The sequence below is a fragment of the Priestia taiwanensis genome (assembly GCF_014638355.1).
Taxonomy (GTDB): domain Bacteria; phylum Bacillota; class Bacilli; order Bacillales; family Bacillaceae_G; genus Priestia_D; species Priestia_D taiwanensis.
Genome location: NZ_BMFK01000001.1, coordinates 1,632,864 through 1,646,931 on the forward strand (window position 1 = coordinate 1,632,864; position 14,068 = coordinate 1,646,931).

Annotated in this window: 13 protein-coding genes and 3 riboswitches; of the genes, 6 read left to right on the forward strand and 7 right to left on the reverse strand. The window is 37.7% G+C overall.

Annotated features, from left to right (window positions below; genetic code table 11):
- Positions 1–3: 3 nt before the first annotated feature.
- Genes IEV41_RS08425 through tenA form a run of 4 tightly spaced genes read right to left on the reverse strand, consistent with a single transcriptional unit; the run spans position 4 to position 3,146 of the window.
- Positions 4–1,005: an ABC transporter substrate-binding protein gene (locus IEV41_RS08425; protein ID WP_373284175.1), complete on the reverse strand. Its 1,002-nt coding sequence runs from the start codon at positions 1,003–1,005 to the stop codon at positions 4–6.
- Positions 1,002–1,745 carry an ABC transporter permease gene (locus IEV41_RS08430; RefSeq protein ID WP_188387945.1) on the reverse strand — a complete coding sequence of 248 codons (744 nt, stop codon included), beginning with the start codon at positions 1,743–1,745 and terminating at the stop codon, positions 1,002–1,004. The genes IEV41_RS08425 and IEV41_RS08430 overlap by 4 nt, the downstream gene beginning before the upstream one ends.
- Positions 1,742–2,482, reverse strand: a complete 741-nt coding sequence (locus tag IEV41_RS08435) for an ABC transporter ATP-binding protein (protein ID WP_188387946.1) — start codon at positions 2,480–2,482, stop codon at positions 1,742–1,744. Before IEV41_RS08435 ends, IEV41_RS08430 begins: the two co-directional genes overlap by 4 nt.
- Complete coding sequence (gene tenA, locus IEV41_RS08440) at positions 2,454–3,146, reverse strand: thiaminase II (protein ID WP_188387947.1); 693 nt, start codon at positions 3,144–3,146, stop codon at positions 2,454–2,456. Before tenA ends, IEV41_RS08435 begins: the two co-directional genes overlap by 29 nt.
- A gap of 196 nt (positions 3,147–3,342) precedes the next feature.
- Positions 3,343–3,432: riboswitch (TPP riboswitch) on the reverse strand.
- Positions 3,433–3,477: 45 nt separating this feature from the next.
- Positions 3,478–3,589, reverse strand: a riboswitch (TPP riboswitch).
- A 234-nt stretch (positions 3,590–3,823) separates the two neighbouring features.
- Between tenA and IEV41_RS08445 the strand changes: the two genes are divergently transcribed.
- Together IEV41_RS08445 and IEV41_RS08450 are read left to right on the forward strand one after the other, a co-directional pair.
- Positions 3,824–4,024 (forward strand): zinc ribbon domain-containing protein, encoded by a 201-nt coding sequence (locus IEV41_RS08445; RefSeq protein WP_188387948.1) that lies wholly within the window; start codon positions 3,824–3,826, stop codon positions 4,022–4,024.
- A 113-nt stretch (positions 4,025–4,137) separates the two neighbouring features.
- A riboswitch (purine riboswitch) is annotated at positions 4,138–4,239 on the forward strand.
- A gap of 441 nt (positions 4,240–4,680) precedes the next feature.
- Positions 4,681–5,982, forward strand: a complete 1,302-nt coding sequence (locus IEV41_RS08450; protein WP_188387949.1) for an NCS2 family permease — start codon at positions 4,681–4,683, stop codon at positions 5,980–5,982.
- Between the two features lie 44 nt (positions 5,983–6,026).
- Here the strand turns inward: IEV41_RS08450 and IEV41_RS08455 are convergent, their stop codons facing one another.
- Entirely contained in the window at positions 6,027–6,578 is a 552-nt protein-coding gene (locus IEV41_RS08455) for a GNAT family N-acetyltransferase (protein WP_188387950.1), read from the reverse strand.
- A gap of 212 nt (positions 6,579–6,790) precedes the next feature.
- On the opposite strand from IEV41_RS08455, the gene IEV41_RS08460 reads away from it, so the two are divergent.
- The gene (locus IEV41_RS08460) at positions 6,791–7,207 is read left to right on the forward strand and encodes a CBS domain-containing protein (protein ID WP_188387951.1); all 417 of its coding nucleotides are present in this window, start codon (positions 6,791–6,793) and stop codon (positions 7,205–7,207) included.
- Positions 7,208–7,390: 183 nt separating this feature from the next.
- On the opposite strand, the gene IEV41_RS08465 is transcribed toward IEV41_RS08460, so the two are convergent.
- The gene (locus tag IEV41_RS08465) at positions 7,391–7,999 is read right to left on the reverse strand and encodes a nuclease-related domain-containing protein (RefSeq protein WP_188387952.1); all 609 of its coding nucleotides are present in this window, start codon (positions 7,997–7,999) and stop codon (positions 7,391–7,393) included.
- 299 nt (positions 8,000–8,298) lie between these two features.
- On the opposite strand from IEV41_RS08465, the gene IEV41_RS08470 reads away from it, so the two are divergent.
- From IEV41_RS08470 to IEV41_RS08480, 3 genes are all read left to right on the forward strand, one after another.
- A complete protein-coding gene (locus IEV41_RS08470; RefSeq protein ID WP_188387953.1) occupies positions 8,299–10,188 on the forward strand; it encodes a glycerophosphoryl diester phosphodiesterase membrane domain-containing protein in 1,890 nt (629 codons plus the stop codon).
- A gap of 118 nt (positions 10,189–10,306) precedes the next feature.
- A complete protein-coding gene (gene glnA / locus IEV41_RS08475) occupies positions 10,307–11,641 on the forward strand; it encodes a type I glutamate--ammonia ligase (protein ID WP_188387954.1) in 1,335 nt (444 codons plus the stop codon).
- Between the two features lie 128 nt (positions 11,642–11,769).
- The gene (locus IEV41_RS08480; protein WP_188387955.1) at positions 11,770–13,008 is read left to right on the forward strand and encodes a dicarboxylate/amino acid:cation symporter; all 1,239 of its coding nucleotides are present in this window, start codon (positions 11,770–11,772) and stop codon (positions 13,006–13,008) included.
- An 83-nt stretch (positions 13,009–13,091) separates the two neighbouring features.
- Here the strand turns inward: IEV41_RS08480 and IEV41_RS08485 are convergent, their stop codons facing one another.
- A complete protein-coding gene (locus IEV41_RS08485) occupies positions 13,092–13,925 on the reverse strand; it encodes a helix-turn-helix transcriptional regulator (RefSeq protein WP_229722179.1) in 834 nt (277 codons plus the stop codon).
- Positions 13,926–14,068 lie beyond the last annotated feature (143 nt).

Below are 14,068 nucleotides of genomic sequence, written 5' to 3' on the forward strand. Positions count from 1 at the left end.
TCCTTACTCCATGATGTTCACGAACACGTCTTCTGCATTTGGTACTTCTTTAATAAGCCCATTGTCTTTCAACCAGTTCGCTTTCATATCCCAAACTTCTTTCGTTTGGCTTAAGAATGCCTCTTCTTCGCTGTCCATTAACGGTAGTAAAATATCCATACTTTCCTTCTCTACTTCTTTCGTTAACGGGAAGCTATCTTTTTGTTGGTTATCTAGTAAGATTTGGAGCGCATCTTCTGGATTTGACTTCATGTAATCCATTCCCTTTTGTGCGGCTCTAAAGAACTTTTGTAACTTTGCTTTGTCTTCTTTAATTGTTTTATTTCCTGCTACAAAGACCATTTCGTAGTAATCTGGAATACCGTAGTCAGCTGGATTAAAGTAGTTTGGATTTAATCCTTGATGACGCATAACTGGTACTTCATGATTAATTAATCCACCTGTCGTTGCATCTACTTTCTTCGCCGTAATGGAAGATAATAATTCAAACCCAACATCAATAATTTCTACTTTGCTTGGGTCACCGCCGTCATTTTTCACCATTTGCTTAATGTATGCTTCACTTAACGGTGTACCTGAGAAACCAACTTTTTTTCCTTCTAAATCTTTTGGCGACGTAATGTTTGATTCTTTTAAAGAAATAATTCGGTTCAATGGTTTATGTACAAGCGTTCCTACTGCTTTAATTGGTACATTTTCATTCGCGATTGCTGAAATCAAGTCTGGTTGATAATAAATACCTAACGTCGCTTGGCCTGCTGCTGGTAACGTTAATGGGTCTGTCGGATTTGCTGGGAATTGAATATTTACTTTAATTCCTTCTTCTTTGAAATATCCCTTTTCTTCTGCTGCATAAATGAAGCTATGAATTGCATTTGGATACCAGTCCAGAACGATACTTACTTCTTCTAACTCTTCTCCGTTTGTTTTTGCTGCATCTTCTTTATTCGTACATCCTGCTAACGCAACGACGATACATAACATACATACAAGCAGTTTTTTCATACTTCTTTCCTCCATCTTGTTGTCTTCTTTTCAATTAATGAAACAATAAGGACAAATATAATAGCGATTACAGATAGAAGAACAATTGGTGCAAATACACCTGCTCCGTCTAATTGTGTCATCATACGCTTACTAAAATAACCTAACCCTGACTGCGCTCCTAACCATTCTCCAATTGCGGCTCCAATAACACTTAATGGCATCGCAATTTTGAGGGCCGAGAAAAAGTACGGTAATGCAGAAGGCAATCGTAATTTAAGGAAAATATCTTTCTTCGACGCTCCAAACGTCACAAATAACTCTTCTGTCTCACGCTTCGTAGAACGGAATCCATCGTACACATTTACCGCAATTGGGAAAAATGTAATTAACACCGTCACTAACACTTTGCTCCAAATCGTATATCCAAACCAAAGCACAAATAACGGAGCTAAAGCCGTAATTGGAATTGTCTGCGATGCGACCAGAAGTGGATAAAATGCTCGTTCAATAACTGGATGCATACTCATCAACATTGCTAGTGCTACACCTAAGGCAATGGAAATAGCCATACCAATCATGATGACCGAAAATGTCGCGGGTAAATGTACGGTGAACAAAATGTCACGTAACTCCCAAATCTTCTTTACAATACTAGACGGGGACGGAAGAATGTACATTGCATCGATAAGAATCGCAACAACTTCCCATACGATAAGGAAAATTGCGCCTGTACTAATAGCTGGAATATACTTCTTCATATCTTCACCATATCCCCTAACTCTTTCATTAATTGCTCCTCCATCTGCAAGATTTGTGGCAAATGAAGATCTGTACGTTTCCTTGGATACGAAAGTGGCACGATTAATTCCTTCGTTTCTCGAATTGGCTTCTCCGATAATACACATAGTTTCGTCGATAAGAATAATGCCTCTTCCACATCATGAGTAATGAACAAAATCGTCTTCTTCCATTTGTGATACTGTTCAAGCAACCACTCTTGCATATGTCGCTTCGTAAATGCATCGAGTGCACTAAACGGTTCATCTAAAAGAAGAATATCCGCACCTGTTAAGAACGTCCGTAAAAACGAAACCCGCTGTCTCATACCACCAGATAAATCAGATGGATATTTATGTTCGTATCCTTTTAAGCCAAACTCTTCTAATAACTCCATTACGCGTACTTCTGCTTTTTTCTTCGGTACTCCTTGTATTTCAAGCGGGATAGCTGCATTCGCAGCTACCGTCCGCCATGGTAATAATAAATCTTTTTGTGGCATGTATCCGATTCTTCCGTCTGTATGTATAGCACCATCTGTTACTTCTTCTAATCCTGTTAGTAAGCGAAATAGTGTACTTTTTCCACATCCACTCGGCCCAACAATGCCCACAAATTCTTCCTCTTTCACTTGTAGCGAAAAGTTTTGAAGGATGGTATCGCCTTTTCCGTAAGAAAAGGTCACATCATCAAACTTCAATACGTCGCGTTTCTTCAAAGCTCCACATCTCCTTGTTAAATGACATATCCCAGAATAAGTACTCGAATCGGCTTGTATACAAGAAGATTTCTTCTAATCTAGCTAACTCTTTCTCTGACTTTCCTTCTGCTAATTCATTCATATAATCGATTAACCAAATAGCTGCCTGTGCGAACTCATCTGATGAATAACATGTTACCCACGGTCCGTAGAATTCATGATGACGTGCATCTGGATTCTCATCTAATTTCTTGCCAATTTCCCAGTAACTCCATGCGCAAGGAAGAATAGCAGCAACTAATTCTGCAATCGTTCCACCGTGTGATACAGCTAACATATAATGCGTGTAGGCTAAGTTAACAGAAGATGCTTTCGTTTCTTTTACGTCTTCTTCTTTAATCCCAAGACGCTTCATGTATGATTTGTGTACACTAATCTCTTCATTTAAAATACCTTGTGTAATTTGCGCGAAGTGTCCCATTACTTTCTCGTCATCTGCTTTAATGACACCTAATGCCGCTACTTTCGCATAGTCTAGTAAATACATATAATCTTGAATCATATAAAAACGGAATTTCTCAATATCAAGTGTTCCATCACCAATTCCTGTTACAAATGGATGCTCATGGTATTGATCCCAAATTGGTTTAGCTGCCTCAAATAAACGATCACAAAATTTCATCTTCTATTCCTCCTAATTTTTTGGTTCATCACGACAAGACGGTGTTGACAACATTACACTCCGAGTCTGCGCTTTCCGCGGATACGAGTGATTCTGTGAAATCTCCCACTTTCAGTAATGAACCTTATTTTTGAAATAATAACAAAAAAACCCACTTTAAAAGGCAAAGTGGGGTAACTTATACATACACTAAGTATATAAGCTATCGCCACTTCCCTTCGCTAGTATTACCTAGATCAGGTTATAAGGGTATTTCTCAGCCTATACAGCACCCCTAGTAGCACATAGTGAATACAAAAAACGTACAATCTCATAAGGAAATTGTACGTGCGTTTCACGTGTACAGCTTCCCTACGCTAGCATCATCTAGATCAGGTTATAAGGGTCAAAGACAAATACGGTCTTTATCTCAGCTGGCTCAACCAGCCCCCCTAGCATATGTAATCACTATCAATATGTTATTTTCGATATCAGTATAGCACTGAAAAAATAATTTATCAATCAATTTATATTATTCATTTTTCTACAATGATTGTGAGAATAGTTGTTCCTCCTGTAACCAGAACACACGAAAAATAAGGATTCTGTGTCGGTACAGAAAGAAATAATTATCTATTTTTCCCTTTTCTTGTATAATATTAGTATAGAGATATTTTTATAAATGGAGGATGATAGAAATGGCAAAAGGATGTATTAAATGCGGTCATACAGAAGCTACTGTGAAAGAAATTGCAACAACAGGTACTGGTCTTAGTAAACTATTCGACATCCAACATAACCAATTCAAAGTTGTTTCCTGCAAAAACTGCGGATATTCTGAACTGTACAACAAAAAAAGCTCAACTGGATCTAATGTTCTTGATTTCTTTTTCGGTTAATTTATTCTACAAAATACCGAAAAAAGTAAAACGTTTTACATGCTAACGAATCTGAAAAAACAGACTTTATCAACTTTTATTGACGGAACCTTTATTGGTTGCTATGATGTATCTTAATATTTCACACATATTCTCATATATACTCGACAAGATGGGTCGAGAGTTTCTACCTAGTTACCAACACTTACTAGACTATGAGAAAAAGCAACGACTTTCTGAGTCCTTCAATGTATTGCTTTTTCTGTATAGAAGCAATACATTGAAGGATTTTTTTATGTTTATAATGAGCAAAACTACTCCAATATTTTTCTATATCATCGAAAGAAAAATTCAGCACCAAATGATGTGAAAAGAAGGTCATGTCATGCACGAAGCGAAGAGTGGCTACTTCTGCGAGGAAAGGGAGACCCCGCAGGCTTGCCGAGGAGGCTCACACTCTCGCCCGCGGAAAGCGTCCACTCGTAGCGCAGTGCATAGAAGTCAATCACATCTGTCGGTCAAGATCGAATACCTTCATTTGAGTTTGTTCATTGTAAACTAGTTAGAAAAATACACAGAAATGACTGACTGTTGCAATTTCTCTATGTGGGAAAAACTCTCACAGCTTGTGCATACTAAAAATAACGTTGTATCTCAACACAGAAAGGAATGCTTATATGTTTAATCTTCAAGAACGTAATACATCGGTGAAACAAGAAATCATGGCTGGTATTACAACGTTTTTAACAATGGCGTACATTATCGTCATCAATCCAATGATTCTAGCAGATGCTGGCGTACCGTTTGAACAAAGTTTCACGGCAACCATTATCGCAACTGTTATCGGAACACTATTCATGGCCTTCTTCGCCAATTATCCAATTATTATCGGTCCTGCGATGGGTTTAAATGCTTACTTCACGTATTCAGTTGTAAAAGCAAACGATGATATTTCCTTTATGATTGCTTTCTCTGCTGTCTTTGTAACAGGTATTATTTTCTTATTACTATCTTTAACATCGTTTCGTACGAAATTAATTGAAGCAATTCCAGAAAACTTAAAGCATGCAATTGCCGCTGGTATCGGATTATTCATTGCATTCATCGGACTTCGTCTATCAGGTATCGTTGCAGATCATCCGACGAACTTAGTCGCACTTGGAGATTTCCGTGAACCATCTGTTGCACTAGCACTAGTTGGTCTAATCGTAACGATTGCCTTAATGGCATTAAATATTAACGGTGCATTATTCTTCGGTATGATTATTACAGGCGTTATCGCATTCTTCACAGGACAATTAACATTTACAGATCAGATTGTGGCTATTCCAACATTACCAGAAGGAATGATTGTGCTAAATCCGATTGAAGCTTTCTCAGATGTGATTAACTACGGTCTATACGGCGTTGTGTTCTCGTTCTTACTTGTTATGTTATTTGACACAACAGGCGCATTACTTGGAATTGTGAAACAAGCTGGTTTATTAAAGAACAACAAGTTAGAAAAAGCAGGTAGCGCCTTCTTAGCCGATTCAATTGGAACGACAGTTGGTGCAATGTTCGGGACAAGTCCGACTGCTGCTTCTGTCGAGTCATCTGCGGGTGTTGCTGCTGGTGGACGAACTGGTCTAACAGGAATTACCGTTGTTGCACTTTTCTTAATCACTGCTTTATTCAGCCCATTAGTAGGTGCAATTTCTGGTGTATCAGCAATTACAGCTCCATCATTAATTATCGTTGGTAGCTTCATGATTCGTAGTATTAGTCAAATTGATTGGAACGAATTTGACGAAGCGTTCCCTGCGTTCTTAGTAATTGTGAGCATGCCACTAACGTCAAGCATTGCAAACGGAATCGCATTAGGGTTCATCGCGTATCCAATTATGAAACTCGTAAAAGGACAAGCACGTGCAGTACATCCTCTCGTGTATATATTTGCGGTATTATTTGCGTATCAGCTAATATTCCTAGCACATTAAATAGAAAAGAGTGTATTAGGACAACTCCTAATACACTCTTTTTATTATGATCGATTCTCCCACTCACCTCGTAAAATCCCCATCACTGTTATATCTTGAAATGCCCCGTACCGGAAAATCTCTTCACGTAACGTACCTTCTTTTTTAAATCCACATTTTTCATATGAACGAATGGCCCTTTCATTAGAAGAAAATACTTCTAATTTCACTTTATTCAAATTAATATACGTAAAAATATAATCCACTAACACGTTCATTGCATCTGTTCCATAGCCTTTCCCTTGATAGTCTGAGCTAAGTGTAATACCAACGTAACACGTCCCATTCTTCCAATTTGTACGAAATAAACCAATTGTACCGATAAATGTATGTGTATCGAGCGTCTCCACAACGAACATATACTCGTCTTTTTTCGAGCTAATACCTTTTAAAAATGTTTTATGATCCTCTTCTGTCGGTGGAAATGGAAGGTCATCGTCCGCTAATAATCTCGTTTCCATATCACCTTCCATTTTTATGTATGGCGGATAATCACTTTCAGTTATTTTACGTAGTTTTACTTTTGTACCGGTCAAAAAAGCTTGTTTTACTTTCATCCTTCTCTCTCCTTTTCGTATATAAGGAGTTGCAGTATTAGTTCGACTCCCCATTTCTTCTACATAAAGTTACTGCAATTAGCGCTAACATTGGCATACGTCCTTCTTCATTTGATAATTCCATTTTATAGTTAACAGATTATTAAATCAATTTAACCGAATCATACTTACACTATCTTTTACACATACTAACATTCAAAGGAGGAATGACAATGTTACAAGTACGCGACTTTATGAGTACAAATATTGACTATTGCACACCACTCGATAATGTATACGAAGCAGCTGTCAAAATGAAAGATTTAGATGTTGGTGTTATTCCCGTTGTCGAACATGGGCAATTAATTGGACTTGTGACCGACCGCGATTTAGTCGTACGTGGTATCGCCGAAAAACATCCTGGTTCCAACCAAATCACACATGTTATGTCCCAAGAACTCATTTGTGTATCACCAGATGATTCCGTCGATAAGGCAACGGAATTAATGGCACGCCATCAAATTCGCCGCTTACCAGTAGTGGAACACGGTCAACTAGTAGGCATGTTATCACTTGGCGATTTAGCTTCTCACGAAGAAGTAGATGATCGTGCAGGCGTTGCCCTTAACTACATATCAGAAGACGACTAAGAGCGTAATTCCTGCTTCGGCAGGAGTTACGCTCTTTTTCTTACGTTTATGTTGGTGTTTACCATGTCTTCCTAATTTCCTCGCTTTTTTATCACTCCCTCTAGCTTCCCATAAAATAAAGGCTACCCATTCATCACATGAGTAACCTTCACATATACCGAATAAAAATAAAATAAGTTCTGTCTAACAAATTTTTTGATGATTAATATGACTAGAAGCTAGTCGCATACATATTTCATTCATCTCACTTGTAGATAACACAATTTTGCGATACTGATAGATAGTACGCAACAATTGATTCGCACGAATAACATGCGTGTGAGGAGAATGTACATTCATATTCCTTATTTTTACTTTGTCATCGAACGTAACAATAGAAATATACGGAATAAAAGGGTAACGCCGGAGAAGCTTCTGCATTGCTTTTATTCTTTCGTTATTCACAAACAGTGGATTTGGAATCTCGTGCTTTTGTTTCTCTCCTTTTACTTGCCACACTTCTCCATCTTCATAACCGCTAATCGTACCGTACACACGTTGTTGCCCAAGAAGAAATATACCGTACGGAGAGACAATAATTGCATCCATACAATGAACATCTCCATTTCCTGACGATAGCATAACATCTTGTAGCAATTTGTATTTGCGCTTATCAAGGCGGAGCAAATGATTCGTTACTTTATTCCCTATGAACCAACCCGTAACATGCGCCTGCTTTGCGATAGAATATAAAATCCAAATCCCACCCATAAAAACAAGTACATTCATCATCATTTCACCAAACACATGCATATGCTTACCCCCTTCTATATTGTTTTACATTGTTTCTACATCCCTTCTTTTTTCATTATAAAAAAGTTTTGATTAAAAATATTCAGATAATTACTTACTCTATATTATATACTAAAGAACTATTAGAAAGTATAGATAGTTCCTAAAAAAAAACACGATATATTGTTTCATTATATTCACAAATTGCCTATACTAACACACATCTATACAAATATAGATCGGCTTTTGTGCTAGTGGAATATCTCTCCTACTTCTGATACAATGAGCGAAACAAACATACGGAGGAACTATACACTTGTATGCATACTCAACATTTATCTGCAACAAAGTTAATGATATATTCAATCAAGACGATTCACGCCTCTTTCTGGCGTATTCTCGGGTTTGAAGTTTTCTATAAACTAGCAACTGTTTTTCTATTTATCCCATTTTTACAAGCGACTTTCTATCAATTGCTTGCACTAGGAGGATATAGCAACGCGACGAACGAAGAATTATTCGCTTTCTTCATTAGTAAGTACGGTATCTTGTTCTTACTTATTAGTTTACCAATGTCCATGCTCTTTATATTTTTCGAGTTTTCGGTTCTTATTATCATGGCATACTATGCCCATACAGGACGGAAAGTAAAAATTCGCTCTGCCTTTAAGAAAACCATTTCAAGGTTGCCAATCTTCCTCTCGTTCTGTTTCCCTGCATTCGCATTCTTCTTATTATTCATTCTCCCATTTATGAATATCGGCTTTAGCTCATCGTTACTACCATCTATTGAGATTCCGAAATTCATTACAGGAGAAATTTATAAGACGTTTCATTGGAAGATGGCATACTATGCCTTACTCGCTATTCTCTTCTACTTGAATATTCGTTGGATATTCGCCATACCAATTATGGTGCTAGAAGGAAAAGCATTCCGCCATGCAGCAAACAAAAGTGCAAAAATTGTAAATCACGACTACTGGAAGCTAATCAAAATTTGCTTTGTTCTATTTCTTGTCTTCCTTCTTTCTTTGCTTGCGATTGGCTTTATCATCGCTGGCATTGCCTATATCTTTGAGGTATATGTAACGGCTGGTAGTACAATAGAAGTAATAGCAAAATCAATCTTAGCAATTTTATACGCTAACTTTTTATTCATTATCGGATTTATTACAACACCGTTCTTCCTTATCATTGTGACACGTATATACGTTCAAAAGGTAAATCCGAGTGATATTACGCTAGATGAACATATTCTTGATTTTCTTGAAATGAAACATAAAAGCTTTTTCAAAAAGCATAGATACAAACTTATTTTTGTGTATGTATCTGTTATCACGTTCTTTCTTATTACTATTACAACAACAGCATTGATCGCACCTATTTATAACAAACCATTAACAATCGCACATCGCGGCTATATTAATACAGGTGTCGAAAATACATTAGAAGCTGTCCAAGGAGCAATTAATACACAGTCTGATTATGCAGAAATTGATATCCTGCAAGCGAAGGACGGTGAACTAGTTGTTATTCACGATACAAAATTAGCTCGACTAGCAAATACGAACGGCCACGTCTATGAAAAAACAACAGCGGAGCTACAAGCATTAACGCTACAACAAGATGGCTTCACTGGTAAAATTAGTACACTAGATGAAATGATGAAGTTTACTAAAGGAAAGATTAAACTAAACATCGAGGTCAAATTGCATGGCCATGAAAACCAAATCGTTGAAAAATTGATAGAGACAATAAAGCGTAATAACTTCGAGAATGAATGTATTGTTCAAACACTACACTACGAACTTGTTCCTAAAATAAAAAAAGCGAATCCCCACCTTCAAGTAGGATATATCTTATATGCAAGTGCTGCTAATTTACAGGCACTAGAAGGTGACTTCTTCGTCTTAGAAGAATACTTAGTTACAAAAGACGTTGTTCATACAGCTAAAGCGCTACGCAAACCATTATACGTATGGACCGTTAATGAATATGACAGCATGTATACCTTTTTGAAAATGGGGGTAGACGGTATTATTACTGATGATCCACCTCTCGTTCATGAAACGTTAAATGAGCTCATTCAAGAAGGAACATACTTCGATCCATTTACAAATGTCGTCGAAACAATTGAAGAATATTTAAATACACTCTTTCAAAAATCCCTCATTAGTGAGGGATTTTTCTTTTTATACATATCGTTATGAATAGTGGAAAAATTTTAATGTTAGAAAACCTAACATAATGTTGACAACTAATCTAACACGATATAAAATCAAACTATATTAAAGAATACAACTTATTTACGTGGAGGGGTTTTCACTTATGTCAAAATACTCAAAAGAGGATATTTTCCGCTTAGTTAAAGAAGAAAATGTAAAGTTCATCCGTTTGCAGTTCACAGATTTACTAGGAGCTATCAAAAACGTTGAAATTCCAGTAAGCCAATTAGAAAAAGCATTAGACAACAAAATGATGTTTGATGGATCTTCTATTGAAGGTTTCGTTCGTATTGAAGAGTCTGATATGTACTTATACCCAGACGTAGACACATGGGTAGTATTCCCTTGGACTGCCGAAAAAGGAAAAGTTGCTCGATTAATCTGTGATATCTACAAGCCAGATGGTACACCATTTGAAGGTGATCCACGCGCAAACTTAAAACGCATCGTTCAAGAAATGAAAGACCTTGGATTCACTTCTTTCAACTTAGGTCCTGAACCAGAATTCTTCTTATTTAAAGTAGATGAAAAAGGAAACCCAACTTTAGAGTTAAATGACAAAGGTGGATATTTCGATTTAGCACCGACAGACTTAGGAGAAAACTGCCGTCGTGATATCGTATTAGAATTAGAAGAAATGGGCTTTGAAGTAGAAGCTTCTCACCACGAAGTAGCACCAGGGCAACACGAAATTGATTTCAAATACGCTGATGTTATCAAAGCATGTGACCAAATCCAAACGTTCAAACTTGTTGTTAAAACAATCGCACGTAAGCACGGCTTACACGCAACATTCATGCCAAAACCATTATTCGGCGTGAACGGATCTGGAATGCACTGCAACGTATCATTATTCAAAGATGGCGAGAATGCATTTTTCGATGAAAAAGCACCAGGACAATTAAGTGAAACTGCCTTACAATTTATCGCAGGTACAATTAAGCATGCACCTAGCTTTACAGCGATTTGTAACCCAACAGTTAACTCATATAAGCGTCTAGTACCTGGTTACGAAGCTCCTTGTTACGTAGCATGGTCAGGTCAAAACCGTAGCCCATTAGTACGTATCCCAGCTTCTCGTGGCATGAGTACTCGTGTAGAAGTACGTAGTGTAGACCCAGCAGCTAACCCATACTTAGCATTAGCAACACTTCTTGCAGCTGGATTAGACGGAATTAAGAACCAATTAACTCCACCTCCTGCTGTTGACCGTAACATTTACGTGATGACAAAAGAAGAGCGTGAAGAAGTTGGTATCGTAGACTTACCTGCTACTCTATCAATGGCATTAGAACAATTAAAATCAAATGAAGTTATTTGCAACGCGTTAGGTTCTCACTTATTAGAGAACTTCATTGAAGCAAAAGAAATTGAGTGGGATATGTTCCGCACACAAGTTCACCAATGGGAACGCGATCAGTATATGGAACTCTACTAATTCAACGCTTCACAAGCTAGAAAGTAGACGTGTAAATTCTTCATATACTAAACTATTATATAACAGGGCGAGCACCTATCATAAATAGGTGCTCGTATTGTATACAACAGAGAAAGGTGGAGGTCTACTTGAAACAAACAAGAAATATTTTACTCGCATTACTTTTCGGGGCGATCGTCGGATTAGCACTGAACTTATTCGCACCACATTTGTTTACACCACTCAATCAATATGTGTTTGACCCTGTCGGAAAACTATTCATCAAATTAATTAAGATGCTTGTCGTACCTATTGTATTTTTCTCAATTGCTCTTGGTGCTGCTGGTATCGGTGACCCGAAGAAATTAGGAAGAATCGGTGGCAAAGCCATTTCATTCTTCTTAGTAACAACTGCACTCGCTATTATGTTAGCAATGGCACTTGCACTTGTATTATCTCCAGGAAAAGTCGGATCAATCGATACTGCCGCTAGCCAGGCGTACGAACCAAAAGGAGAACCACCAAGCGTGGTAGACACATTCCTAAATATCGTTCCTGATAACCCGATTCAAGCAATGGTTAATGGTGATATGTTAGCAATTATTTTCTTCGCCGTATTAGTAGGTTTCGCATTAGCAATGTTACGTGAGAAATCACCAACATTCTACAACTTCATCGAAGAAGGCAATAACATTATGCTTTACCTCGTTACAGTCGTAATGAAGACTGCACCATATGGTACATTTGCTTTAATTGCAAGCGCAATTGGTAAACAAGGATTTGATGCAATGGGCAAAATGGCGTTATACATGGTTACAATCCTTATTGCACTATTTTTACACACAGTTATCGTATACGGTGGCGCTGTGAAATTATTAGCGAAGAAGAGCCCTGTATGGTTCTTTAAAAACTTCTTCCCTGTTATGACGATTGGTTTCAGTACATCAAGTAGTAGTGCTTCGTTACCAGTCGCAATGAAAACTGCGCAAGAAAAATTAGGCGTACCACGCAGTATTAGCTCATTTGTTCAACCATTAGGCGCAACAATCAACATGGATGGTACAGCTATCATGCAAGGTGTTGCGACAATTTTCATTGCTCAAGTATATGGTGTTACATTAACATTCGAACAACTAATTATGGTCGTTCTTACTGCCGTATTAGCTAGTATCGGTACAGCTGGTGTTCCAGGCGTTGGTCTAATCATGTTAGCAATGGTATTAGACCAAGTTAACCTACCAGTAGAAGGTATTGCTCTTATCATGGGTGTTGACCGCTTACTAGACATGACTCGTACAGCTGTTAACATTACAGGTGATGCTGTATGTGCTCTAGCAGTCGCTGAGTCCGAGAAGAAACACAGTAGCCCAAATGAGAAAATAGCATAATTGTCCAGAAGCTAAATCATAATGATTTAGCTTCTTTTTTATATCTAAAAGAAAAAAATCGAATTATGGCAATTCGACTTCTCTCATTCATCAAACGATAGATTAATAGGCTCATCTAGCAAATTATCCATCATCGTTTCTAATATATTTGTAGTCGGTACTTTATCATCTACCTCATCAAAACGGAAGCTATCTGCCCACACATGACCAGGTCCTTGCAACATAACACCAAATACAATACACTCGGACTCTTCCGGTATATCTAATACAACTGAATATGTGTTCCACTCTGTTGCACCTCTTACTTTACGTGTTTCCATATTATCAAACTGAAGTACTTCCCCTTGTTTGTCATCGACACGCATCCAAAGCGTTGCCCCTGTCTTCGCCTCTTCCGTCTTCAAAAATGCCGACATGCGGAGACGTTTCCCACGATGCGTATGCGCCCTAAACATTTGCATATACGTCGCAAAACCGTATGCTTCACTACCATTTGACTTAATATACGCAGATGCTCTTCCTTGATGTGCCGTTTCCTTATCAATACCTATCGTATAATCATCTGGATGACTCCCACTTTCAATCCACCCTTGTTGATATCCAGTCTGCTCTTCCATCACTCTCTCCTCCTCCATATAAAATGTTCGAAAAAACGTTCGATATTTCTTTGGCGTCAAATGAAACATCGCCTTAAAGGCACGTGTAAATGCTTCTTGTGACGAGAAATGAAACATAAAAGCAATCTCAATAATACGTATGTCTGTTTCCACCAGTTGCTTCGCGGCATACGTCAATCGCCTCTTCCTTATATACTCTGCCACACTCATTCCACTCACCTGTTGGAAGATTCGATGAAAATGATACATTGACATAGCACAATGATTTGCGACTTGTTCTAGATCAATCTCTTCCATCATATGTTCTTCGATATATCAAATTGCTTTCTTCGTTAGTCGATCGTACTCTTTGTACACTCTCATCTCCTCCTTCTAAGTACCACTGTATCATACGTATATTGGAATTTTTTGATTTTTTTTGCGATAATAAAAAGAAAACTGCT